Genomic DNA, 24,980 nt, shown 5'->3' on the forward strand with positions numbered 1-24,980 from the left:
AGAAGCGGAACTGTCGCCCACCCCCGCCCCAGCCGCCGCGCGCTTGGCGCCCGCCAGGATCCCTGCATCAGCCCTGCACCTGCCCCGCACCAGCCCCGCATCCGCCCGCACCCGCCCTGCACCAGCCCCGCATCCGCCCGCACCCGCCCTGCAGATTTTTGTTTCCTGACTGCATCCCGGTTGATGAAATTTGTTTCCTGACTGCATCCGGTTGAAGAGATTTGTTTCCTGACTGCATCCCAGTTGATGAAATTTGTTTCCTGGATGCATCCGGTTGATGAATTTTGTTTCCTGGATGCAAATCAGCCGGATTCGCGCCATTTCAGACCAAAACTCGACACAATGCAGCCGAAAAACAAAAAACAGGAAACAAAATTCCGAGGCCAAGAAACAAAAATCCGAGGCCAGGAAACAAAAATCCGAGGCCAGGAAACAAAATTCGTCAGCTGGGGGCGCAGCACAAAGGGCGCAGCACAAGGGGCGGATGCAGCAAAATGCATCCGCCCCTCGCGTTAGCTCGTGTCGCTACGAGTCGGCGTCAATTCGACGACGGTTGCGTTCGCGCAGCAGTAGCGCGGCCCCGAGCACGGTGAAGATGACAATCATCGTGCCAAAGGGCAGCATCGACACCTCAGCACCGGTAGTGGCCAGCGCCCCTGCGTCAGATTCCTGTCGACCATCCGCGGTCGGGGTGCCGGCGGGAATAGCAGTTTCTCCGGCGGTGCCGGTCGGCATGGCTGTCTCGCCCGGACCGGTCGGAGCTGCGGTGGGTTTACTCGGCGCCTCGGTCGGGCTCGCGGTGCCGGTCGGCTGCGGTTCGCCGCAATCGGGAGCCGTGGCTGCAGTACCCGCCGGTGCCAACCACTCGATGGTGCGACCGATCCACAGGTAGCTGCCAATCGGGTGGTTACGGAAGTTGACCGTGTGCCCGATCAGCACCATGCGCGGTCCATCCGAATCGGCGTTAACGGTCACCACCGAGGGTTTACCGGCCGCGTCCTGTACGGCGCCGCCATCGCTCGCACCCCAGTGTCCCGAAACGAAGGTTTCCGATTCGGCATAGCGCTGCTCTACCCGCACATTGCTACCAAGGTTCTCGTACCAGGTGGCTGGATAGACGAAAGCGGTCTGCAGTGAGTCATCCAGTAGCGGCGCATCCGCTGCATCGCTCACCCGCACAATACCATTAGAGGTATCCGGCCCAGAGGCCGCGGTAATTTCGGCAACACCAAACTGAGTGGCGATAGTGGCAACCGTTTCACCTTCACCGGCGATGCCCTTACCCGCATCCAAATAGGCACGCAGCTGCTGTTCGGCGTTGGTGCCGGCCTCGATCTTGAACCTGGCGGTGTCACCGATCCAAAGCACATCAATGCTGTCGAGGGTGACGCTGCCGTCTTCGAGGGCTGCTACCGACACCTCGGTGAGATCGGTGAATCCGAGCTGTTCGAAGGCAAATCGCTCTTCGGGTGCGCCCACATAACCGATCCGCGGCTGGGCGTAACCACGGTTTGCCTCGCACAGGGCCCGACCATCAGTGCCCGAAAAACGCACTCCATAGCGGTCGACAATTTGCTGCACGGTATCGGCGGTCGCGGCATCGGTACCAATGATGAAGCGTCCGTCATCGAGCACCGAAACCGGGATGCCCGCAGCCAGCAGTGCATTAACCGCCTGGTATTCGATGGGCCCGGTGGGGATGAGCTCGAGATAGTCGCCGGCGGCGGCTTCAGCCACCGAGCTATTCGTCACGGCACTAGCCGCGGTCACGGTGTCGCTTGCTGGCAACTCGAGCGCTTCACCACTGGTGCCGTGGCGGTCGACCGTGACACCCCACAGCAGCGGCAGACTCCACGCCGAAATGTCATACATTTCGGGTACCCGCTGGCTGATGTCCTGACCATCAGCCAGCAGCGCGTTCGCGAGCCCTCGCAGCGGTTGGTGCATGTCAATGACATAGCTGCCAGCAGGATAGGTCACGCCACCGAGCGTGAACTCGCCGGGAGCCTGCCGCACCTCGATGTTGTGGTGCAGCAGTTGTTCGACCAGCAACCCGGCATTCGTCTCGGAGCGCTGGGTGTCTCCGAGCGGGATCACGTATGCCCGCGGGAACTCGGTGGTGTAGACGTCGGTTTCGTCCCAGATTTCTGCCCACTGGTTCGGTTCGGGAACCGAGGCAGGGTCGATATCGGCGGGAATATTGACTTTGGCCTCACCGGCTTTACCGCGACGGAAGACCTCCAGCTGGTTTGCCTGCACCTCATCCGATTTTTCGCCGATGTAGGCGATGAATGAGTCCATGGCGACATTACCCACCTCAATATTGATGCGGGAGTTGCGCTGGTTCGTTTCGGTGTCGTCGGTGCGGCCGTGCGGCAGCTCGACAGTATTGGTGATCGCGCCGTAGAAGGTCAGGTACTGCGGCGTAAAGATCGGTGGCCAGTCATCCCAACCCTGGCGAATATCGCGGTAGGGAATCTTAATTTTGCCGGTGTTTGTCTCGGTGGGTTTGCCGTCTTCTCCCAGGTAGGTGTTGCCGGGAATATTGGCCTCGACCACGGCCTGTTCGGCAGCCAGTGCCATGTCATAGGCGTGCGGCAGGAACAGATCGTATTCGTAGTTTTCGCCGTGGGGTGGGCCGGTTGGTTCCACCTGTAGCACTCGGGTGTAGCCGTGCAGGTCGATGTAAAAAGTCGGCTGAATTACGGGAGCGAGATCGCGCAGCACTCGCGATTCTGGCGTTGCCGAGGTGATCATGTCGCGGTTTGCGTCGTAGTTTTCGGCATTGCGACGGGTGCCATTGTGGCGACCGTCCGGGTTCAGCGACACCGTGAAATAAAACCGGTGGTTCGCCAGCAGCTCGTTGGTTTGCTCACTCGTGTCGGTGCTCAGCTTTCGAATCGAATCGAGGGCAATATCGGTGCCCTCCCACTCGTTACCGTGGATATTTGCGTTAACCCACACCGGCACCTTGTATTCGGCCAGTTCGGCGTCGGTAACCGACGCCGCATCGTCACGGATGCGGTCACGCAGCTCGGCCTGCCGAGCGGTTTCGGTTTCGCTTTCGGGGGCGGTCACGGTCACGAGATAGATGTCGCGCCCTTCAACGCTGTTCCCCACGACCTGTGCCGAAACCCGGTCGCTGGCCGCCATCACTTCGTTGATGGCCGGCGCGATCTCGTGGTACGGCATGACGCCGCGGGCAATCGAGGCGTCATCGTCACTGGCTTCGGGCACCGGCAGCGGTTGCTGCTGCGGATACGAGCTCGGCGCCACATAGTCAGCGGGTTCATGCGTGATTGGGCGGGGTGACAGTTCATCCGCGGCGGCGTGCTGGGTTGTCAGCGGATAGCCTGCCAGCAGCGTTGTCGTCATTGCCAAAGCGGTTGCTGCGGCAAGGAGACGACCACGTGACAAACCCCGCTGGGTTTGAATTTGCATCGTTGCATTTCCTTCCAGACCGATCGCGATGCGGCTCCTTTGCCGCATCCAATTGGGCCTGGCGACATGGTAGCCGACCGATTCAAAGCGAGTTAACCGGCGGTTACGGGATGGAAAACAGTTTGCCCCGTGAACCAAAAATTGTCGGTTCACGGGGCAATTGCGGTAGCAGGCTCGGTTGCCCGCTACTGGATGCACGGGCTCGGCTGGCCGTTATTGGATGCACGGCTACTGGCCGCGCGAATGCGCTAGTTGGCCGCCTGCTGCTGTGCGGTCACCCTACCGGTCTCGTCGGCAATGGTGAGCCCGACCGCATCCACCTTCTGCAAAAAATATTCGTGCCAGCGCCGCTCACCGGCGGCAGCAGCCTGACGACGGCCACCGGCAGCGCGGATATCGCCGTAGGCGAGCTCGGGATGGAACGACAAACCCAGGAGGTTGCCCTGTTCGACCGCCACGATTCGATCGTCAACGCTCGCGAGCACGCGCACCTGCTCCCCCACCGATTCGACAATGGGTGCGCGAATAAACACAGCTCGGCACGGTTCCGCACCGAGTTCGGGAACCTGCAAATCAGCCTCGAACGAGTCAACCTGTGAGCCGAACGCGTTACGACGCACGAGCACATCCAGGCCGCCGAGGGTCAGCTGCCCATCGATTCCGTCTGAGATGCGGTCGGCCAGCATGATGAGCCCGGCACAGGTGCCGAACACCGGAAGTCCACCCGCAATCGCGGTGCGGATGGGTTCGCGAACGCCGTAACGGCGGGTGAGCTTGTCCATCACGGTTGACTCACCGCCGGGCAAAACCAGGCCCGCGAGCCCGACGAGATCGCCGGGCTCGCGGACTCGCCGCACCGGGCGGCCGAGCGCTTCGAGCATCTGCTGATGCTCACGCACGGCCCCCTGGAGCGCGAGAATACCTACGGGTGCTTGACTCACCAGCCGCGCTCAGCGAGCTTGTGCGGAGCGGGCAGGTCGGCCACGTTAATACCAACCATGGCCTCACCAAGACCGCGCGAAACATCGGCGATCTTGCCGGCATCGTCAAACGACGTGGTCGCCTGCACGATAGCGGCAGCACGAGCCTCGGGGTTACCCGACTTGAAAATACCCGAGCCAACGAACACACCATCGGCGCCAAGCTGCATCATCATGGCCGCGTCGGCCGGGGTGGCGATACCGCCGGCAACGAACAGCACCACCGGCAGCTCACCGGTTTCGGCAACCTCGCGCACGAGGTCGTAGGGTGCCTGCAGTTCCTTGGCGGCGACGTAGAGCTCGTCTTCGCTCTTGCCCTGCAGCGCGCGGATTTCGCCACGGATCTGGCGGATGTGCTTCATCGCCTCCGAAACGTCACCGGTACCGGCTTCACCCTTCGAGCGGATCATTGCGGCGCCCTCGTTGATGCGGCGCAGTGCCTCACCGAGGTTGGTTGCACCACACACGAACGGCACGTCGTACTGCCACTTGTCGATGTGGTTGACGTAGTCGGCGGGGCTGAGCACCTCTGACTCGTCGATGTAGTCGACACCGAGGTGCTGCAGCACCTGGGCTTCAACGAAGTGACCGATACGAGCCTTTGCCATCACCGGGATCGAAACCTCAGCGATGATCGAGTCGATCAGGTCGGGGTCGCTCATGCGCGCCACGCCGCCCTGTGCGCGGATGTCGGCCGGCACGCGTTCGAGCGCCATAACCGCAACGGCACCGGCGTCCTCGGCAATGCGAGCCTGTTCGGGGGTGACGACGTCCATGATGACGCCGCCCTTAAGCATTTCAGCCAGACCGCGCTTGACGCGGTCGGTACCGCGGGCAGCGGAAGTCGATTCAGACATGAGTTCCTTCCTTGGATTGTCTACAGCGATGGAGAATGCCGTTCATATTATCTGGGATTGCTGAGCGAAGCACGTATATCACCTTGGTGTCCGCGCCCAGTCTCAGTACACCGTGCCCTCGCTCAGTCTGCAAACCAGGCGTCTGCGAGCAGCTGCCGGAGGTCCCCCAGCAGCTGTGGCACCGGCTTCGTCTTACCAATGATTGGCAAGAAGTTTGAGTCACCAAACCAGCGCGGCACGATGTGCTGATGCAGATGCCCTGCTACCCCGGCACCCGCGACCTCGCCCTGATTCATACCGATATTGCAGCCGGCCGTATTTGAGACTCGCTCAAGCACTCGCATCGCCCGCTGCGTGAGATGCGCTATTTCGAGCACCTCATCGTCGTTGGCGAGATCGTAGGTGGGAATGTGCCGGTAGGGGCACACCAGCAAATGACCCGAGTTATAGGGATACAGGTTCATCACCACATAGGCGAACTCACCGCGAGCCACGATGAGCCCCTCGGCATCAGTTTTTTTCGGCACCGCGCAGAACGGGCACTCGGCATCCGGTTCACGCCGCTCATCCCCCGAAGTAACGTACGTCATCCGGTGCGGCACCCAGGTGCGCTGCATTGCATCCGGCACCCCGGCAAACTCTCCCGCCGAACGAAGCTCGACACCGTCGAGTTCGCCCTCAGGAAAGCCCAGGAATCCGCCAGCCACTACAGATCCTGTTCGGTATTGATGTTGCGGTGGTCGCGAATCGCACGGCCGATCAGCTCGACCGCCTCGGCCACCGGCACACCGTTGCGCTGCGAACCGTCACGGAACCGGAACGAAACCGCGCCGGCCGAGCGGTCATCTTCACCCGCGATCAGCATGACCGGCACCTTGGCCTTGGTGTGGTTGCGAATTTTTTTCGGCATCCGGTCATCCGAATCGTCAACATAGGCCCGCACGCCCTCCGTGCGCAGCTGGGCAACAATTTCGTTGAGATAGTCAGCGTATTCCTCAGCCACCGGGATGCCCACCACCTGGTCGGGGGCAAGCCACATCGGGAACGCGCCGGCGTAATGCTCCACAAGCACGCCAAAAAAACGCTCAATCGCGCCAAATAGGGCTCGGTGAATCATCACCGGGCGCTGGCGGGTGCCGTCAGCGGCGGCGTACTCGAGATCGAAACGCTCAGGCAGGTTGAAGTCGAGCTGGATGGTCGACATCTGCCAGGTGCGACCCATCGCGTCACGAGCCTGCACCGAAATCTTGGGGCCATAGAACGCGGCACCCCCCTCATCTGGCACGAGCTCCAGACCAGATTCTGCTGCCACCTCGGCGAGCGTGCGGGTGGCCTCTTCCCAGGTTTCGTCGTCACCAACAAACTTCTCGGGATCCTTCGTCGACAGCTCGAGATAAAAGTCATCAAGGCCGTAGTCTTCCAGCAGCGACAGCACGAAGTTCAGCGTCTTTGCGAGCTCATCACGCATCTGTTCACGGGTGCAGTAAATGTGCGCGTCATCCTGCGTGAATCCGCGCGTGCGGGTGAGGCCATGCAGCACACCCGACTTTTCATTGCGGTACACCGTTCCGAACTCGAACAGTCGCAGCGGCAGCTCACGGTAGCTGCGTGAACGTGCCGAATAGATGAGGTTGTGCATCGGGCAGTTCATCGGCTTCAGGAAGTACTCCTGGCCCTTTTTGACGATATTGCCCTCGTCATCGCGCTCTTCGTCGATCTGCAGCGGTGGGAACATACCGTCGCGATACCAGTCGAGGTGCCCCGAAACGTCATACAGGTGCCCCTTGGTGATGTGCGGGGTGTTCACGAACGAGTAGCCCTCGGCAATGTGGCGGCGGCGCGAGTGGTCTTCCATCTCGAGCCGAATGATGCCGCCGGCCGGGTGAAACACCGCGAGCGATGAGCCGATCTCGTCAGGGAACGAGAACAGGTCGAGCTCTTTACCGACCCGGCGATGGTCGCGTTTTGCGGCCTCTTCGAGACGGGCCTGATAGGCACGCAGCTCTTCTTTCGACGGCCAAGCGGTGCCGTAGATGCGCTGCAGCATCGGGTTTTTTTCGCTGCCGCGCCAGTAGGCGCCCGCATTACGCAACAGCGCAAAACCGTTGCCGATGTATCGGGTCGATGGCAGATGCGGGCCGCGGCACAGGTCGTACCAGCAGGTTTCGCCGGTCTTCGGGTCGACATTGTCGTAGATGGTGAGCTCGCCAGCCCCCACCTCAACGTTTTCGTTGTCAGCCGAGCCGGCGTTGCTTTTGAGATTGACCAGCTCGAGCTTGTAGGGCTCGTTTGCGAGTTCCTGTTTGGCCTGTTCGTCGCTCACCACGCGGCGCGCGAAGCGCTGGCCCTGCTTGATGATGCGCTGGGCTTCTTTGGTGATTGCTTTGAGGTCCTCTGGGGTGAAGGGCTCGGCCACATCGAAGTCGTAGTAGAAACCGTCCTCGATGAACGGGCCAATGCCGAGCTTCGCGTCCGGATGCAGTTTTTGCACCGCCTGAGCGATCACGTGCGCGGTCGAGTGCCGCAAAATGTTCAGCCCGTCCGGCGAGTCGATCGTCACCGCTTCAACCTCGTCACCGGGCTCAACTTCCCGGAACAGGTCGCGCAGCTCACCGTTGACGCGCATCGCCACCACCGGAGGCTGCTTGGTGGCATCAGCAAATAGTGCGAAGCCGTCAGTGGTCTCGGTCACCTCGACGCGGAAGGGTGCGGCAGCAGGATCGATTACGTCGTTTGACACGAGGTTCTCCTCAACGGTTAATCAGTGGATACAGGGTGACGGCCGGAGCACGCCGACTAGTCCATCAGTCTACGTCGTGCGCACCGACGCTTCGGCACCATCCGGCGAACATCACCGACTGGCGGTTAGTACACGGTGGTTCCACCGAGTTGTTCGACGAACTTTTCGGGGTTGGGAGTATTGATCACCCAGTTCTCGCCCACCAGCAGGTGGGTCGGGGTGGCGAGCTGCTGAGCTCGCCCCACCACCTCGGGAATCTGGCCGGGGCTCCGATACACAGCCAGCACGGTTGATTCACCGCAGCGGCCGGCTTCGGCGTCATATTCACCGGGGTCGACCGCTTCCCACTCATCGCACTCCCCTCCGGCTGCCACGAACGCGGCTTTGAGCTCAGCCAGCGTTTGATACTCGGTTGCCTCACCCGAGATCGTGGGCTTGACCTCATCATCACCGCCGCCAACGAGCGAGCATCCGGTGAGCGCCACTGCCGAAATCGCAAGCGGTGTAGCCAACCGCCACAGAGAAGTCTTCATGCATTCGATCCTACGTGTCGCGCTGCTCTCGGCACACACGGGGCCGCCCCGCGGGGGGTGCGATGGCGGCCAACAAAAAAGCCCCGGCACCTATCTGGCCGGGGCGAAGTGGAGCGGATGACGAGACTCGAACTCGCGACCCTCACCTTGGCAAGGTGATGCGCTACCAACTGCGCTACATCCGCGTAGAAAACTCCGGGGAGTTTTCAGTGGGCGATACTGGGTTCGAACCAGTGACCTCTTCCGTGTCAGGGAAGCGCGCTACCGCTGCGCCAATCGCCCTTGCGAGGTGACGGCGGGATTCGAACCCGCGTAAACGGCTTTGCAGGCCGCTGCCTAGCCTCTCGGCCACGTCACCGTGTGGGATTGAATCCCGTGCTCGTGAGTTTTACCTCACTTCACACTCGAGCGGATGACGAGACTCGAACTCGCGACCCTCACCTTGGCAAGGTGATGCGCTACCAACTGCGCTACATCCGCACTGCCCTGCACAACATGTTGTTTCCGCGATGTCGTTCAGCGCGTAGATGACTCTAACGCAACTTTTGCGCGAAACACAAATCGCACCGCTTTTGCGGCGAGTTGCGCACTACCCCAACGCGCATCTGCGCAGCACAGCGACTTCCCCGCAGCGTTTGTCTATCACAGCACGGCGATTTGCGCCCGCTCGCAATTGTGTGGCAAGATTGCTCCTTGTCCACGGGCGATTGGCGCAGCTGGTAGCGCGCTTCCTTCACACGGAAGAGGCCGTCGGTTCGAGTCCGGCATCGCCCACCAAAAAAGTTTGAGGCGCTGGTTTTACCAGCGCCTCAAATGCTTTCGACCGGAAACTACCGTACGCAGCTACGGCTACTCCGTGCCCATAGTCTCAGACATGCACTGCTCGGTTGCATCCATAACAACCTTCTCGGCGAGATCCTTCTCTTCTTCGCTGTCGTAGACGGTCTGAGTCTTCCCTTCCTCAGCATCCTTGACCAGGTCGCTCAGCGTCTGGTCTGACAGCTCGGAAGCGTGAATTTTTTCAGCCATGCACTCAAAAGTCTTGTCGAGCAGCTCGGGGTCAGCCCCCGCGGTGTCACCCGCCGACTTGTGGAAGGCCTGCTTGATTTCGTCAACCGACGGGCGTTCGGCGCCCGCACACGCAGTTAGCGCCAGTGCCGAAATAACTGCGGGAACAATCGCAAATTTGCGCCACTGCTTCATGAAGATCTCCTCTTAATCGGGAATTACGTAGGGAGCCTAGCGTAGTGATGCAGGTTAACGATCAGGACAATTCGCCACGTGATTAGGCGCATCGCGGGAGTTCCAACCCCTCGCACTACTTCGCAAGTCGTAACCCACCATCCATCGCGAGGATGAGAAACCGCCGCATCCCAGAAACTGGAATGCGGCGGTCCAAAGCTGCGACTACTGGGCGGGGTTCGAGTCGGCAGCAGCGCCGGTCGAGGCAATCAACCGCGAAACCGAACGCAGGTATTTTTTGCGATAGCCGCCGTCAATCATCCCGCCGCCAAAAATACCGTCGAGTGACTCCCCCGAAGCAATGATTGGAATCTGGGCGTCGTAGACGCGGTCAATAAAGGCCACAAATCGCAGGGCCTCCGATTGATCGGTCAGTTCACTCACGTCGTCGATCACCAGCGCGTCAATACCCTCAATCAGTTTCACATAGCGTGAGGGATGCACCTTGGCCAGATGGTCGATCAGGTCACGGAAGCCATCGCGCGCCACGGCCTGCCCGGCAGCCACGCGGGCTTCCGTCCGACGCTCGAGTTCGTCCGGCGCGGTCACCGTCGCGCGCCCCTCAACGGCACGACGCCGGTAGTCGACGCCGTCAATTCGCACGGTGCGGAACACATCCGCGAGCTTGGTGATTTCACGCAAAAAATCCTGTGCCGCAAATCGACCCTCGCCAAGCGCGTTCGGTGGCGTGTTCGAAGTGGCGGCAACCCGGGTGCCGGTGTCAACCAGCTCACCAAGCAGCTTCGACATCACCATGGTGTCACCGGGGTCATCAAGTTCGAACTCATCAATCGCGATGAGCTTCGTGCCCGTGAGCGCTTTCACCGCGTTCTGGTAGCCGAGCGCGCCCACCAGCGAGGTGTATTCAATGAAGGTGCCGAAGTACTTCCGGCCGCGTGCAGCGTGCCAGGTTGCCGCCAGCAGGTGCGTCTTCCCGACGCCAAAACCGCCGTCGAGGTACACACCGGCCTTAACGGGCCCGTCTTTGCGGGGACGCAGGCGCGAAAAAAACCCGCGCCCGGTCTGCGCCCCACCGATCGTCGAGGCAAAACCACGGCAAATCTCCACCGCCTCAGCCTGCGAGGGATAACTTTCGTCTGGGCGATAGTTATCAAAGCTCGCCGTTGCAAACTGCGGCGGCGGCACCAGTGCCTGCACCATCTGCTCGGTGGTCATGGTGGGCATGCGATCAACGAGATGCACGAGAGTGCCTTCGGCCACGTAACGCTCCTGAACTTGTGTACGACAGCTCGGTGCCACAACCGGCACCCTCTCCAGGTTACCGTCAGCAACCAACCACCCGAACCGCGGGAATAACAAACTTCCAAGAAGCGTTGCCATACTCGATTACCGGGCGTTGGATGCTCACCAAAAGCCGCCGCCCGCGCACGATCTGACCGCGACCGCGAATCGTTTCAAGGAGACCCATATGGCTGCCCCCATCGACACCAGTGCCAAGTTTGCCGAGTACGCGCATCCCGAACGGTTGGTTTCGACGCAGTGGCTCGCCGATCACCTTGACGAAGTGGCGACCGTGGGCTCGGGAATTGTGCTCGTTGAATCCGACGAGGATGTACTGCTTTACGAAACCGGCCACATCCCCGGCGCAGTGAAACTCGACTGGCATACCGACCTCAACGACGCGGTGATGCGCGACTATGTCGATGGCGCAGGCTTTGCCGAACTCATGTCACAGCGCGGCATTTCGCGCGACGACACCGTGATCATCTACGGAGACCGCTCGAACTGGTGGGCCGCATACGCGCTGTGGGTATTCACGCTGTTCGGACACGAGGATGTGCGCCTGGTCGATGGCGGACGCGACAAGTGGATTGCCGAGGGCCGCGAGCTCACTCGCGAGCGCCCCGAACGTGAACGTACCAACTACCCGGTTGTTGAGCGAAACGATGCCCCGATTCGTGCCACCCGTGATGATGTGTTCGCCGCCCTGCGTGATGGACGCCGCCTGATCGACGTGCGCAGCCCCGAGGAATACACCGGCGAACGCACCCACATGCCCGACTACCCCCAGGAAGGCGCGCTGCGCGCCGGCCACGTTCCCACCGCGCAGAGTGTGCCCTGGTCGCGCGCGGCAGCCGAAGACGCCACCTTCCGACCGCGCGCCGAGCTCGAGGAGATTTATTTTGCGGGTGCCGGCCTCTCCCCCGACGATGCCGAGGCGATCGCCTACTGCCGAATCGGCGAGCGCTCGAGCCACACCTGGTTCGTGCTGACCTTCCTGCTCGGGTTGGCGGATGTGCGCAACTACGACGGATCTTGGACCGAATGGGGTTCGCTCGTCGGCGCTCCGATCGTGCGCGGTAGCGAGCCGGGCGAGCCCCCCACCCGCTAACGGTTCGCTCACACTCGCCCACTACGCTTGGCGCTATGACCGATACCGCTCTTCCCGCTGAACTCGCCTCGATTCGTGATGATTTTTTGGCGCTTCCCGCAAGCGAACGACTGACCCTGCTGCTCGAACTGTCGGATGAGCTGCCGGAGGTACCCGAGCGCTATGCCGATGCCGAATTTGAACGCGTCATTGAGTGCCAGTCACCGGTGTTCATCACGGTTGAGGTGAGCGACGGCAAGGTGTCGGTGTACGCCAAGGCTCCCGCCGAGGCCCCAACCACCCGCGGTTTTGCCTCGGTGCTCGTGCAGGGCCTCGCCGGTGCCAGCGTCGAGTCGGTGCTCGCGCTGCCGGCCGATTTCCCGTTCTCGCTCGGCATTACCGAACTGGTTTCGCCGCTGCGCCTCAACGGCATGGTCGGGATGCTCACCCGTGTCAAGCGCCAGGTCGCGGAGCACAGCGCGTGAGCGCGATCACCGAGTCGATGCCCGACCCGGATACCCTGCGCATCATTCCCGGAGATGGCGCATCCGAGTTCACCATCGATCTCAAAGCGAGCGACACGAATACCCGCCTCGAAGCGATCTATCGCCCACCGCATCCAAATTGGATGCGGATGAATATGATCGGTTCGCTCAACGGCCGCGTCACCGGATCGGATGGCACCTCTGACACGCTGTCAAACCGCGCCGACCGACGCATCCTCAAGCTCATTCGGCAAATGAGCGATGCCGTCATCGTTGGCGCCCAAACCGTGCGCCAAGAACGCCACACCAGCACCGCCCCGACGAAGCTGTGCATTGTGACTGCCAGCGGCAATCTTGACGGGCACCGCATCACTCCCGACGAGGCGGCCTCCTCGGTGCTCGTGTGCTGCCCCGCAGAAGTGCGCAGCCGGGTGCTCGGCAGCATGCCCGGTGCCACAGTCATCCCGCTCACCGCGCCCGAGGGCCGCATCCAACTCGCCGATGTGCTGCACGAGCTGCACGAGCGCGGACTGCACCAGCTGGTGGTTGAGGGCGGGAACCAGCTGATCAGCCAGTTTTTGGATGCGGGGCTGCTCGACGAGGTGTGCCTCACGCAGGCACCCGTATTCGCCCCCGATTCGGCGCCGTCACTTCCCGGTTCGGGGCGCGGAACCGAATTTCGGCGCGAACTGCTCGCGGTTGATTCGGTCGGCTACGTTTATCAGCGTTTGTTCGCCCGGCACTAGCCGCCTGACTGTGAGGTCGTAGATAGACCCGCGACGATCGTCGGCGGGCGAAACTACGATTTGCCGGGCTCGCTGAGGCGATCAAACCACTTCCCCACCGCCGCCTCCCAGCGCTCAGGGTCGGTGTTCCACAGTCGCGTGTGCCGGGCGCGAGTGAATTCCTCGTAGGTGACAAGATCTGGCCGCGCCTTCGCCAAGCGCTGGCTCCCGCTCACCGGCACTACCGTATCGCCCGTTGAGGCGAGCACAAGCGTTGGCCAGCGCAACTCGGCCGCGCGAGCAACCACATCCAGTTCGGCAAGATCGAGCGGTTCTTCGGCACCCAAAACCGACCGTGCTAGCGGTGAGCCAAGCAGGCGAATACCGAGCTTCGCGATACTCGGCGGCACATTCAATTGCCCCGCCTGCCAGATCAGCGTCTCGTTCCAGTCAAGCGCCGGCGATTCGAGCATCAGCCCCACAACCAGATCGGCATGCACTGAGCGCAGCGCTGCCTGCACCGCAATTGCGCCACCCATCGACCAGCCCACCAGCACCACGCGGCGCGCTCCGCGCGATTTGGCCCATTCGAGCGCCGCATCCACATCTCGCCACTCGGTGAGCCCCAGCCCGGTTTTACCGTGATGCCCGGCTGGCGCGCCCGGATCGTTCCGGTAGCGCATCACCAGTGAATGCCAGCCCCGCTCGGCCACCAGCGGCACAGTGCGCAGGGGCTCTGTGAGCGTCGCACCGCGCCCGTGAATGTGGATGCACCAATCGCTGCTTTCGCCAGCCGCCGGAATAAACCATCCCGGCAGCTCTCCCCCTTCGCCGGGGATCGCCACCTCACTCCACGGCAAACCAAGGTCTTCAATGCCAAGCTGCGGGGCGGATGCCAACCGCACCGAACGCACCCCGGCAAAATCTGCACCAAGCACATCCCCATACCGGCGCGTCACCGTGCGGTCGGTTGCTTCCAGTCGTTCGAGCAGCCGCGCCCGGCCAGCTCCCTGCCTCCAAAGCATCGTGAACTCGCCCAGCGCATGTGACTCAACCGTGCGCTCCAACACCACCGTGCCGCGAGTGCCGTCGCCATCAGAATCGGGACGGATTTCAACCACCCGAACCGGCTCCCGAGCCTTTGACGGCAGCGTGACCACCTGGCGTGCGAGGCTCAGCGCGATAGTGCCGACCAGGGCTCCCGCAAACGTGGTTGCTCCCGCAAGCGCCGCGGTCGCGGCTCGTATGGTTCGCTGCTGCTGCATCTCACATCCCCCTCGTTCACACCCGCAGGTTTTCGTCGCTGGCACTGTGGCCGGTGCACCATTGGCTATCTCAACAGTAATAAGCAAGTTGTTCGCTCGGCGGCGTGGCACCCGATACCGTGCTGCACGGATGCCTAACCTCATGCGTGTGGTGGTAAGTCTGCATCCGGTTCCTGCCGAGTTTGATGCCGCTGTCGAAAGCATTCGAGGCGTCGAGTTCCGCAGTGATTTGCGCGTGCAAGAAATTCGCCCGCCCGAGGGGCTGGCACCGAACGCTATCGCGCTCGCGGCCGATGTGAGCCCCGAGCACCGGCACGGCGACTCACCGCTGGGAACCGGCCGATTCATCCTGATGCACGATTTGTCGCAGCCCGAAGCCTGGCGGGGTGAGTTTCGCGTGGTGTGTTTTGCGCAGGCCCCGCTCGAAACCGATATCGGCGACGATGCCATGCTGCCTGAGGTTGCCTGGTCGTGGCTGGTGGATGCGCTGGCCGAAGCGAACGCCGAATACGACTACCCCTCGGGTACCGTCACCGTTGTGAACTCTCGCGGATTTGGTGAGCTCTCACCACAGGGGCAGGGGTCGCAGATTGAAATGCGCGCCTCGTGGACACCGCGCACTACCGATATTGGTGCGCATCTTGCCGGCTGGTCGAAGCTGCTGTGCATGCTGGCCGGGTTGCCACCGGTTGATACCCGCGAGGTACCTTCGCTACAGACGTTGAGAAAGGCTCATGGTCGCGGTTGATGCACGACGGCTCGAACAGGGCGAGCTGCAGGTAATCGACACTCCCGAGGCTCTGGATGCGGCGATTGCGCGCATCGGGGCCGGCGAGGGGGCAATTGCCGTAGATACCGAACGGGCGGCGGGTTATCGCTACTCCGACCGTGCCTACCTCGTGCAGCTTTTTCGGCGCGGTGCCGGCACAATGCTCATTGACCCCGTCCCGTTTGGTTCGCTGGCGCAGCTCGGCGAGGTCATCAATGGCGAGCTGTGGGTGTTGCACGCCGCAACCCAAGACCTGCCAAGCCTGCGCGAAATTGGTCTCGATCCGCAAGAAATTTTTGACACCGAACTGGCTTCGCGCCTGCTCGGCAAAGAACGCGTCGGGCTCGGAGCGGTGGTGCATGAACTACTCGGAATCGAGCTTGCCAAGGCGCATTCGGCCTCCGATTGGTCGCGGCGACCGCTCCCCGACGAGTGGCTTGCCTATGCGGCGCTCGATGTTGAGCTGCTGCTCGACGTACACGACCGGTTACTGGTTGAGCTACGCGAGGCCGAAAAGCTCGAGTGGGCAAGCGAAGAGTTCGCCGATATTCTCACCCGCGAGCTGCGCCCCGAGCGCGAGGAGCCCTGGCGACGACTTTCGGGCATCCACACCGTTCACCGCCCGCGTCAGCTTGCCATAGCGCGCGAGCTGTGGCTGGCCCGCGATGCCTATGCTCGCGAAACCGACACCGCGCCGAGTCGTCTCGTTCCCGATCGAGCGCTCATCGCGGCGGCAAAGGAGATGCCGCGCACCAAGGGCCAGCTGGCCGCTCTCAAATCGTTTACCGGCCGCGCGTCCCGCGAGCAGCTTGACCGCTGGTGGGCGGCAATTGAGCGCGGTCGCACCACTGACGCACTCCCCGACCGGCAGGCCCGATCGGCGAACGCTATTCCCACGCCGCGAGCCTGGGCAAACAAGCGGCCCGAAGCTGACGCCCGACTCAAATCGGCAAAACCGGCGGTTGCCGAAACTGCCGAGCAGCTGAACCTCCCCACCGAAAACCTGCTCACGCCGGCAATTTTGCGGCGGGTGGCGTGGGAACCGGCCGGAGACAGCGAGGCAGCGATTGCCGAACAATTGCGCGAACTCGGTGCCCGGAATTGGCAGTGCAACATTACGGCACCAATTATTTGGGATGCTTTTGTAGCCTCGCGCCAAGACGCTGAGGAATCCGCCGCTCGGGAAAGCTAGGCTGCGAGAGTCCATCTCTGCCGTTGCCACTGCACGGCACCGATCTGCAAGGAGGCAGTTTGGCTCAGCACAGCGCCCTTGATGCGTACTTCATTGATGGTGCCCGCACACCGTTTGGTCGTGCCGGCGACAAGGGGATGTATCGACGCACCCGCGCCGATGATCTCGCGGTAAAAGCGATTCGCGCCGTTGTTGAACGCAACGCCACGATTCCGCTCGACCGCTATGACGATGTGGCGATCGCCGCCACTACCCAGCAGGGCGACCAGGGTCTCACGCTTGGTCGCACGACGGCAATTCTGGCGGGCCTGCCCAATACGGTCCCCGGCCTTGCCATCGACCGGATGTGTGCCGGTTCACTCACCTCGGTAACCACCATGGGCTCGGGAATCCGCGCCGGTGCCTACGATGTGGTGATTGCCGGCGGTGTCGAGCATATGGGTCGTCACCCAATGGGCTTCGATGCCGACCCGAACCCGCGGTTTTTGGCCGAAAAGCTCGTTGAACCCGACGCGCTCTACATGGGCAAAACGGCCGAGCGGCTCCACGACCGTTTCCCGGACCTCACTAAAGAGCGTGCCGACAGCTACGCCCTAAACTCGCAGCGCAAGGCGGATGCGGCCGTGCGGGCGGGCAAATTCGATACCGATATCGTGCCGGTTGCTATTGAATCTGACGCCGGCTGGGGGCTTGCCACCCGCGATGAGCATCTGCGCCCAGACACTTCGATGGAGGCGCTCGCCGGACTCAAGACACCGTTCCGGCCGCACGGCCGGGTTACCGCGGGGAACGCCTCGCCACTCACCGACGGTGCCACCGCATCCATTCTGGCTTCGGGTGCCGCGGTAAAGGAATTTGGGTTGACTCCGAAGATGCGCCTGGTCAACTTTGCATTTGCCGGTGTTGAACCCGAGGTTATGGGGCTCGGCCCGGTTCCGGCCACCAAGAAAGCGCTACAGCGTGCCGGGCTCACTATCGATGACATCGGCCTGTTTGAACTCAACGAGGCCTTTGCCGTGCAGGTGCTCTCATTCTTGGATGCGTTCGGAATCGCCGATGACGATCCATCCGTTAACCCGTACGGCGGTGCCATCGCCCTCGGGCACCCCCTTGCGGCGAGTGGCGTGCGGCTGATGATGCAGCTGGCGAACCAGTTTGCCGAGCACCCCGAAGTGCGATTCGGACTCACCGCCCTGTGCGTGGGTCTTGGCCAGGGTGGTGCGGTGATTTGGGAAAACCCGCATTGGAACGGCAAGCGTCACGCTCGAGTCGGAAGGTAAGACCACATGACGAACCAACTCTTTGATCGCAATCGCTACTCGGCCATTCTCAACGCTGCCGATAGCGAGGTCATCACCGAATCAAAGGTGCGGGATGTGCCGCTAGCCGGCGACCGCACGCTGGCACTCATCACGCTCGATAACAACCTCGACTACCGGCGTCCCAACACGCTCGGACCGAATACGCTCGCCCAGCTCGGTGAGCTGCTCGCCTCGCTCGCACAGCGCGCGCAGGACGGCGAGATTCACGCCGTCGCGGTCACCGGTAAACGGTTCAACTTTGCGGCCGGTGCCGATCTATCACTGGTCGACCAGATCCCCGACACGGTAGCTGCCCGTCAGATGGCCGAGCTCGGCCATGATGCGCTGGGGCTGTTCAGCAAGCTGGGTGTGCCGAGTTTCGCGCTCGTGAACGGTATGGCGCTCGGTGGCGGGCTCGAGGTGGCGCTGCACTGCGACTATCGGGTGATTGATGCATCCTGCCCTGCCGTGGCCTTCCCCGAAACCTATCTGGGCCTCGTTCCCGGCTGGGGTGGTGCCACCATCACGCCAAACCTGATCGGCATCGAAAACGCACTGCGGGTAATCATCGAGAACCCGCTCAAGATGAACCGCATGCTGAAGGCCGAACAGGCATACGAGCTGGGTTTGTTCGATCGCATGATTGCCCCGGTGAACTTCATTGAAGACTCGATCAAGTTCATCACTGCGGTGCTTGATGGTGAAAAGATCAAGCGGCCGAACGAGCCCGGAAAAATCGAACGGGCCGTGAAATGGGATGCGGCCATCAAAATTGCCCGCAAGTCGCTCGAACAAAAAATCGGTGAGGTGCCACGAGCACCCTACCGGGCGCTGGAAATTCTCGCCGCCGTGAAAAAGGGCGACCGCGAGGCCGGGTTTGAACTCGAAAACCAGGCGCTGGGCGATCTGGTGGCCAGCGACCAGTTCATGGCCTCGATGTACGGCTTCAACCTGGTGCAAAAACGAGCGAAGCGTCCTGTGGGTGCTCCCGATAGTGAGCTCGCACGCCCCGTCAACAAGGTCGGAGTGATCGGCGCCGGGCTGATGGCGAGCCAGTTCGCGCTGCTATTCGTGCGCCGTCTGCAGGTTCCGGTGGTGATGACCGACCTCGATCAAGAACGGGTCGACCGTGGCGTGGCTTCGGTGCAGGCCGAGATCGACAAGCTGCTCGACAAGGGCCGTATCAACGCCGACACCCACGCTCGACTGAAGGGCCTGGTCACCGGCACCACCGATCGCCAGCAATTTGCCGATTGCGACTGGGTGATCGAAGCGGTGTTCGAAGAACTCAGCGTAAAACAACAGGTGTTCAGCGAGTTTGAACAGATCATTCCCGAAGACGCCATCGTGGCCACCAACACCTCGTCACTCTCGGTGACCGAAATTGGTTCGGCGCTCAAGCATCCCGAGCGGCTTGTCGGTTTCCACTTCTTTAACCCCGTTGCGGTCATGCCGCTCATCGAGGTGGTGAAGGTGGATTCCACCAGCGATGCAACGCTGGCAACCGCGATGGCTGTGGCCAAGCAACTGAAAAAGAACGCCGTCATTGTTCGCGATCGCCCCGGGTTCGTTGTCAACCGTGTGTTGGCACGCATGCTCGGCGAGGTGATGCACGCGGTCGACACCGGCACCAGTGTCGAGATTGCCGATACCGCGCTGGCACCAATGGGGCTGCCCATGTCGCCATTCACGCTGCTCGAGCTCATCGGCCTCAAGGTCGGGGCGCATGTGTTGCGATCGCACCACGAGCCCTTCCCCGACCGCTTTTTCGACTCGGCAAGTTTGCATGAGCTAGCCGACCGTGATGCGAAACTGCTCAAGCGTGACGGCAAGGGCAATGTCACCGGTTACACCCGCGAGCTGCAGGCTGTAGTGGGATCGGCGGGCAACGAACCACTCACCGCCGAGCAGTTGCTCGAGCGCACACAGAATGCGCTCGCCGATGAGGTGAAAATTATGCTCGATGAGCAGGTGGTCACCGCCGCCGAAGATCTTGACCTCTGCCTGATTTTGGGGGCCGGGTTCCCGCTCATCAACGGTGGGCTCACCCCCTATCTCGACCGGATTGGCGCATCCGAGCGCGTCTTTGGTGGCACATTCCACACCCCAAAGATTCTCGGTGCTGCAACTCGCGAAGCTGCCAACTAATTGGCATCACAACGGGGCCGAGCTCGCTAGAGTTGCGAGCTCGGCCCCTTTTTTTCGTGCAGCTGCGGCGCGCGTATTAATTGTCGTGTGCGCTCGAAGCCTCGCTTGAGCTGAGCTGCCGCAGCACAGTTTCAATCGCCTGCGTTTCGGTTTCGGGAGGTTCAGGGCGCGCGTGCGGCACGCGTGAACCGAGCACCTGCGCCACGATGTTCATGGCAATTTGACGGGGCGTGAGGCCCGCATCCGCCAAAATTTCATCACGGCTCGCGTGATCGATGAACTCATCGGGCAATCCGAGCTCGGTAACCGTGGCCTCAACCTCGGCGGCACGCAGGTCTTGGCGGATGCGAGTACCGATGCCGCCAACCACAATGCCGTCCTCAATCGACACCACGAGTCGATGGTGACGGGCCAGCGCGATCACGCTCTCGGGCACCGGAACCACCCAGCGAGGATCAACAACGGTGACCCCAATCCCCTGCTTTTCAACCAGGTCAGCAACCGCCAGCGCGAGTTTCGCCATCGGGCCAACTGCGACGATCAGCACATCCGGGCGGCTGCCGCGTCGAAGCAGATCGACGCCGTCGGCAAACCGCATTTCGGCTTCCATCTCGTCGCCAACTTTGCCCTTTGAATAGCGCACGACGGTTGGGGCGTCTTCGATCGCAACCGCTTCATGCAGCTCTTCCCGCAGCCGGGTGGCGTCTCGCGGCGCGGCAATCCGGATGCCCGGCACCAGCTGCAGCAGTGAGAGGTCCCACAGGCCGTGGTGACTGGGGCCGTCCGGCCCGGTCACGCCGGCACGGTCGAGCGCAAAGGTCACGCCCGCCCGGTGCAAACCGACATCCATCAGCACCTGGTCAAGGGCGCGGTTCATGAATGTTGCGTAAAGCGCCACCACCGGGTGAAGCCCGCCAAACGCCATACCGGCGGCCGAGGTGACCGCGTGCTGTTCGGCAATGCCCACATCAAATACGCGGTCGGGGTACGCCTCTGCGAAGGGCGCGAGTCCAACCGGCCGCAGCATGGCCGCGGTAACTGCCACGATGTCATCACGTTCGGCGCCGAGTTTGACCATCTCTTCGCCGAATACGCCCGTCCACGACTGGCCCGAAGATTCTGAAACCGGTTCGCCGGTGATCGGATCGATCTGCCCCACCGCATGAAACTGGTCGTTTTTATCGTTGCGGGCGGGCTCGTATCCATGGCCCTTTTCGGTGATGGCGTGCACGATCACCGGTTTGCCGTAGGCACGCGCCAATCGCAGCGCTTCTTCCATCGCCTTTTGATCGTGGCCGTCAACCGGTCCGAGATATTTGATGTCGAGGTCGGAATACAGGCCGCCGGTGTCCCCCAGCCGGGATGCGAATCCGTGCAGCGCACCGCGAGTGGCACGGAAAATACCGCGACCGAATTTACCGAATAGCCGCGAAAACAGGTTTTTTGATTTTGATTGCAGACTCGTGTACACCCGGTCGGTGCGCACCCGGTTGAGGAAGCGCGCGATACCGCCGATTGTCGGCGCATACGAGCGACCGTTGTCGTTCACCACGATTACGAGCCGACGGTCATTGTCGTCGGTGATGTTGTTGAGCGCTTCCCAGGTCATTCCGCCGGTGAGCGCACCGTCACCCACCACCGCAACAACGGTGCGATCGTCCTGCCCCGACGCCTTCCAAGCCCGCGAAATACCATCCGCCCAGCTCAGCGAGCTCGACGCATGTGATGACTCGACAATGTCGTGCTCCGACTCGCCGCGCTGTGGGTATCCCGCTAGCCCACCGCGCTCACGCAGCTTTGAAAAATCTTGTCGTCCCGTCAGCAGCTTATGCACATACGACTGGTGACCGGTGTCAAAAATAATTGCGTCAGTTGGCGAGTCAAAAACCCGATGAATGGCCAGTGTTAGCTCGACCACTCCGAGGTTGGGGCCGAGGTGACCACCGCTGCGCGACACATTTTCGACCAGGAACGAACGGATTTCGGCTGCGAGTTGTTGCAGCTGCTGTGCGTTGAGTTCGCGCAGATCGCGCGGGCTTTGGATGCGCGCGAGTAGCGATTCGCTCATAACGCCTGTTCCCTCCTGCTCGACCAAATGCTTCCCTGCAACTGAATTCCCTGCAACTCAAGTTGCTCGATGCCGCAGCACTGAACGGTAAGAGTTCATTCTAAGCGCAGTGGGCGCAACCAGTCTGGTTGCGCCCACTGCGTGGTGTGGTTCAGAGCCGTGTGACTACTTCTGTACCAGCGACCGCAGCACGTACTGCAGGATGCCGCCGTTACGGTAGTAGTCAGCCTCACCCGGCGTGTCGATGCGCACTACCGCGTCAAACTCGACCGGCTCTTTACCCTCGGGCGAGTCGGCGGTGGGAGTGGCCACCACGTGCACGGTCTTCGGGGTGACGCCCTCATTGAGCTGCGTGAGACCGGTGATCGCGAATTCCTCGGTGCCGTCAAGGCCCAGCGACTTCGCAGATTGCCCCTCGGGGAACTGCAGCGGAACAACGCCCATGCCGATCAGATTCGAGCGGTGAATACGCTCAAAGCTCTCGGTAATTACGGCCTTGACTCCGAGCAGACGCGTGCCCTTGGCAGCCCAGTCACGCGATGAACCGGTGCCATATTCCTTACCGGCAAGCACCACCAGCGGGGTGTTCTGCGCGGCATAGTTCTGAGCCGCGTCGTAAATGAACGACTGCGGGCCACCAGCCTGGGTGAAGTCGCGAGTGTAGCCACCCTCGACACCATCCAGCAGCAGGTTTTTCAGCCGAATGTTGCCGAAGGTACCGCGGATCATCACCTCGTGGTTACCGCGACGCGAACCGTACGAGTTGAAGTCCTTGCGCTCCACACCGTTCTCGGCGAGATAGCGGCCGGCTGGCGAGTCAGCCTTGATCGAACCGGCTGGCGAAATGTGATCGGTGGTGGTTGAATCACCGAGCTTGGCGAGCACACGAGCACCGGCGATATCGGCGACCGGAGTGGGCTCGAGTGCCATGCCCTCGAAATACGGGGGCTTGCGCACATAGGTCGATTCCGCATCCCATTCGAAAGTGGCACCGGTGGGGGTCGGCAGCGAACGCCAACGCTCGTCACCCTCAAACACCGAGCCGTATTCGCTGGTGTACATTTCGGTGTCGATTGCCGATTCGATGGTCTGCTGTACCTCGGCAGCGTCGGGCCAAATATCGCGCAGGTAGACGTCGTTACCGTCGCCATCCTGGCCGAGCGGCTCGTTTTCAAAATCGAAGTCCATCGTGCCCGCCAGTGCGTAGGCGACCACCAGCGGCGGCGAAGCCAGGTAGTTCATCTTGACGTCGGGATTGATGCGACCCTCAAAGTTGCGGTTACCCGAAAGCACCGCGGTAATGGCGAGATCGTTCTCGTTGATCGCATCCGAAATCGGTGCGTCGAGCGGCCCCGAGTTACCGATACAGGTGGTGCAGCCGTAGCCAACAAGATAGAAGCCGAGCTGGTCGAGGTACTGCGTGAGCCCCGCCTTCTGGTAGTACTCGGTAACGACCTTTGAACCGGGAGCGAGGGTGGTTTTTACCCAGGGCTTGCGCTGCAGCCCCTTTTCGACGGCGTTGCGTGCGAGCAGACCGGCGGCCATCATCACCGAGGGGTTCGAGGTGTTGGTGCACGAGGTGATCGCGGCAATACCGACGTGACCGTGGTCGATCACGAAAGTGTCGTCGTCACTGTTCACCGAGACGGGCCGCGAAGGGATGCCGTCAACCTTGTCGTCATCGGTGAACTTCGGCAGCGTCTCGCGGAACACATCCTTGGCTTCGCTGAGCAGGATGCGGTCTTGCGGGCGCGAAGGACCGGCGATCGAGGGCACCACGGTCGACAGATCGAGTTCGAGGTATTCCGAGTAGTTGGGCTCGTTGGCCGGGTTGTGCCACAGTCCCTGTTCCTTGGCGTAAGCCTCGACCAGGCGCACCTGGGCTTCGTCGCGGCCGGTGAAACGCAGATAGTTGAGCGTCTCATCATCGATGGGGAACATTGCCGCGGTCGACCCAAACTCGGGCGACATGTTACCGATGGTCGCGCGATTGGCGAGCGGCACCTGGGCGACACCCTCACCGTAGAACTCAACAAATTTGCCAACCACACCGTGCTGGCGCAGCATATCCGTGATGGTGAGCACCACGTCGGTGGCGGTCACACCCGAGGGAATCGTGCCGTTGAGCTTGAAGCCCACAACCTTTGGAATGAGCATCGAAACCGGCTGGCCAAGCATGGCGGCCTCGGCTTCGATACCGCCAACGCCCCAGCCGAGCACACCCAGACCGTTCACCATGGTGGTGTGTGAGTCGGTACCCACAAGGGTGTCGGGATACGCCTGCTTGACACCGTCCTGCTCGCGAACGAAGGTAACGCGCGCCAGATACTCAATGTTGACCTGGTGCACGATACCGGTGCCAGGAGGAACCACCTTGAAGTCATCAAAGGCGGTCTGGCCCCAGCGCAGGAACTGGTAGCGCTCACCATTGCGCTGGTACTCGATTTCAACATTGCGCTCAAAAGCGTCCGAGCTTCCGAACAGTTCGGCGATCACCGAGTGGTCGATGACCAGCTCTGCCGGAGCCAGCGGATTGATGACCTCGGGGTTACCACCCAAATCGGCAACCGCTTCACGCATGGTGGCCAGGTCGACGATGCAGGGAACTCCGGTGAAGTCCTGCATCACCACACGAGCCGGAGTGAACTGAATCTCGGTGTTGGGTTCAGCCGACGCATCCCACGCACCCAGAGCCTTGATCTGCTCTGCGGTGACATTTGCGCCGTCCTCGGTGCGCAGCAGGTTTTCAAGCAGCACCTTCAGACTGAAGGGCAGCTTGTCGTGGCCGGCAACCTTGTCGATGCGATAGATCTCGTAATCGGTGCCGTCGACGTTCAGTACGTCTTTTGCACCGAAGGTGTTCACTGCACTCATGCGGATACTCCTTCGATCGGATTTATCT

Annotated in this window: 20 protein-coding genes and 5 tRNA genes; 10 read left to right on the forward strand and 15 right to left on the reverse strand. The window is 61.7% G+C overall.

What is annotated here, in order from left to right:
• The first annotated feature begins 246 nt into the window (after positions 1-246).
• A complete protein-coding gene (locus tag PV375_RS08840; protein WP_332106983.1) occupies positions 247-516 on the forward strand; it encodes a hypothetical protein in 270 nt (89 codons plus the stop codon).
• Positions 517-525: 9 nt separating this feature from the next.
• Here PV375_RS08840 and PV375_RS08845 read toward each other — a convergent pair whose 3' ends face one another.
• Complete coding sequence (locus tag PV375_RS08845) at positions 526-3,441, reverse strand: M14 family zinc carboxypeptidase (RefSeq protein ID WP_332106984.1); 2,916 nt, start codon at positions 3,439-3,441, stop codon at positions 526-528.
• A gap of 129 nt (positions 3,442-3,570) precedes the next feature.
• On the opposite strand from PV375_RS08845, the gene PV375_RS08850 reads away from it, so the two are divergent.
• The gene (locus PV375_RS08850; RefSeq protein WP_332106985.1) at positions 3,571-3,693 is read left to right on the forward strand and encodes a hypothetical protein; all 123 of its coding nucleotides are present in this window, start codon (positions 3,571-3,573) and stop codon (positions 3,691-3,693) included.
• On the opposite strand, the gene pdxT is transcribed toward PV375_RS08850, so the two are convergent.
• From pdxT to PV375_RS08895, 9 genes are all read right to left on the reverse strand, one after another.
• Positions 3,690-4,385 (reverse strand): pyridoxal 5'-phosphate synthase glutaminase subunit PdxT, encoded by a 696-nt coding sequence (gene pdxT, locus PV375_RS08855; protein WP_442903944.1) that lies wholly within the window; start codon positions 4,383-4,385, stop codon positions 3,690-3,692. The genes PV375_RS08850 and pdxT overlap by 4 nt on opposite strands.
• Entirely contained in the window at positions 4,379-5,278 is a 900-nt protein-coding gene (pdxS, locus tag PV375_RS08860; RefSeq protein ID WP_201516886.1) for a pyridoxal 5'-phosphate synthase lyase subunit PdxS, read from the reverse strand. The genes pdxT and pdxS overlap by 7 nt, the downstream gene beginning before the upstream one ends.
• A 122-nt stretch (positions 5,279-5,400) precedes the next feature.
• On the reverse strand, positions 5,401-5,895 hold the full coding sequence (locus PV375_RS08865) for an HIT family protein (RefSeq protein WP_332107108.1): 495 nt from the start codon (positions 5,893-5,895) through the stop codon (positions 5,401-5,403).
• 89 nt (positions 5,896-5,984) lie between these two features.
• Positions 5,985-7,904, reverse strand: a complete 1,920-nt coding sequence (thrS, locus tag PV375_RS08870) for a threonine--tRNA ligase (protein ID WP_332107109.1) — start codon at positions 7,902-7,904, stop codon at positions 5,985-5,987.
• A 239-nt stretch (positions 7,905-8,143) separates the two neighbouring features.
• Positions 8,144-8,551 (reverse strand): hypothetical protein, encoded by a 408-nt coding sequence (locus PV375_RS08875; protein ID WP_332106987.1) that lies wholly within the window; start codon positions 8,549-8,551, stop codon positions 8,144-8,146.
• A 109-nt stretch (positions 8,552-8,660) separates the two neighbouring features.
• Positions 8,661-8,736: transfer RNA gene (locus tag PV375_RS08880), tRNA-Gly, on the reverse strand.
• A 25-nt stretch (positions 8,737-8,761) separates the two neighbouring features.
• Positions 8,762-8,833: transfer RNA gene (locus tag PV375_RS08885), tRNA-Val, on the reverse strand.
• Between the two features lie 5 nt (positions 8,834-8,838).
• Positions 8,839-8,909, reverse strand: a tRNA-Cys gene (locus PV375_RS08890).
• Between the two features lie 49 nt (positions 8,910-8,958).
• Positions 8,959-9,031 (reverse strand) — tRNA-Gly (locus PV375_RS08895).
• A gap of 221 nt (positions 9,032-9,252) precedes the next feature.
• On the opposite strand from PV375_RS08895, the gene PV375_RS08900 reads away from it, so the two are divergent.
• Positions 9,253-9,328: transfer RNA gene (locus tag PV375_RS08900), tRNA-Val, on the forward strand.
• 72 nt (positions 9,329-9,400) lie between these two features.
• Here PV375_RS08900 and PV375_RS08905 read toward each other — a convergent pair.
• Together PV375_RS08905 and zapE are read right to left on the reverse strand one after the other, a co-directional pair.
• On the reverse strand, positions 9,401-9,754 hold the full coding sequence (locus PV375_RS08905) for a hypothetical protein (RefSeq protein ID WP_201516884.1): 354 nt from the start codon (positions 9,752-9,754) through the stop codon (positions 9,401-9,403).
• Between the two features lie 204 nt (positions 9,755-9,958).
• A complete protein-coding gene (zapE, locus tag PV375_RS08910) occupies positions 9,959-10,978 on the reverse strand; it encodes a cell division protein ZapE (RefSeq protein WP_332107110.1) in 1,020 nt (339 codons plus the stop codon).
• Between the two features lie 244 nt (positions 10,979-11,222).
• On the opposite strand from zapE, the gene PV375_RS08915 reads away from it, so the two are divergent.
• From PV375_RS08915 to PV375_RS08925, 3 genes are read left to right on the forward strand one after another with little or no spacing between them, the layout of a single operon-like run.
• Positions 11,223-12,146, forward strand: a complete 924-nt coding sequence (locus PV375_RS08915; RefSeq protein ID WP_332106988.1) for a sulfurtransferase — start codon at positions 11,223-11,225, stop codon at positions 12,144-12,146.
• A 35-nt stretch (positions 12,147-12,181) separates the two neighbouring features.
• Positions 12,182-12,610, forward strand: coding sequence for a SufE family protein (locus tag PV375_RS08920; protein ID WP_332106989.1), 429 nt, complete (start codon positions 12,182-12,184; stop codon positions 12,608-12,610).
• Complete coding sequence (locus PV375_RS08925) at positions 12,607-13,356, forward strand: dihydrofolate reductase family protein (RefSeq protein ID WP_201520811.1); 750 nt, start codon at positions 12,607-12,609, stop codon at positions 13,354-13,356. Before PV375_RS08920 ends, PV375_RS08925 begins: the two co-directional genes overlap by 4 nt.
• 53 nt (positions 13,357-13,409) lie before the next feature.
• Here the strand turns inward: PV375_RS08925 and PV375_RS08930 are convergent, their stop codons facing one another.
• Positions 13,410-14,600: an alpha/beta hydrolase family protein gene (locus PV375_RS08930; protein ID WP_332106990.1), complete on the reverse strand. Its 1,191-nt coding sequence runs from the start codon at positions 14,598-14,600 to the stop codon at positions 13,410-13,412.
• A 130-nt stretch (positions 14,601-14,730) separates the two neighbouring features.
• Here PV375_RS08930 and PV375_RS08935 point away from each other — a divergent pair, with 130 nt between their 5' ends.
• From PV375_RS08935 to PV375_RS08950, 4 genes are read left to right on the forward strand one after another with little or no spacing between them, the layout of a single operon-like run.
• Complete coding sequence (locus PV375_RS08935) at positions 14,731-15,348, forward strand: DUF3000 domain-containing protein (protein ID WP_332106991.1); 618 nt, start codon at positions 14,731-14,733, stop codon at positions 15,346-15,348.
• Positions 15,335-16,561: a ribonuclease D gene (locus PV375_RS08940; protein WP_201516877.1), complete on the forward strand. Its 1,227-nt coding sequence runs from the start codon at positions 15,335-15,337 to the stop codon at positions 16,559-16,561. Before PV375_RS08935 ends, PV375_RS08940 begins: the two co-directional genes overlap by 14 nt.
• Positions 16,562-16,620: 59 nt before the next feature.
• Positions 16,621-17,841 carry a thiolase family protein gene (locus tag PV375_RS08945; RefSeq protein WP_332106992.1) on the forward strand — a complete coding sequence of 407 codons (1,221 nt, stop codon included), beginning with the start codon at positions 16,621-16,623 and terminating at the stop codon, positions 17,839-17,841.
• 6 nt (positions 17,842-17,847) lie between these two features.
• Positions 17,848-20,010 (forward strand): 3-hydroxyacyl-CoA dehydrogenase NAD-binding domain-containing protein, encoded by a 2,163-nt coding sequence (locus PV375_RS08950; protein WP_332106993.1) that lies wholly within the window; start codon positions 17,848-17,850, stop codon positions 20,008-20,010.
• Positions 20,011-20,086: 76 nt separating this feature from the next.
• On the opposite strand, the gene dxs is transcribed toward PV375_RS08950, so the two are convergent.
• Both dxs and acnA read right to left on the reverse strand, forming a co-directional pair.
• Positions 20,087-22,078: a 1-deoxy-D-xylulose-5-phosphate synthase gene (gene dxs / locus PV375_RS08955; protein ID WP_332106994.1), complete on the reverse strand. Its 1,992-nt coding sequence runs from the start codon at positions 22,076-22,078 to the stop codon at positions 20,087-20,089.
• 165 nt (positions 22,079-22,243) lie between these two features.
• Positions 22,244-24,952, reverse strand: coding sequence for an aconitate hydratase AcnA (gene acnA, locus PV375_RS08960; protein WP_332106995.1), 2,709 nt, complete (start codon positions 24,950-24,952; stop codon positions 22,244-22,246).
• Positions 24,953-24,980: the final 28 nt, after the last annotated feature.

The sequence above is a fragment of the Gulosibacter sp. GYB002 genome, from assembly GCF_036577665.1.
GTDB lineage: Bacteria > Actinomycetota > Actinomycetes > Actinomycetales > Microbacteriaceae > Gulosibacter > Gulosibacter hominis.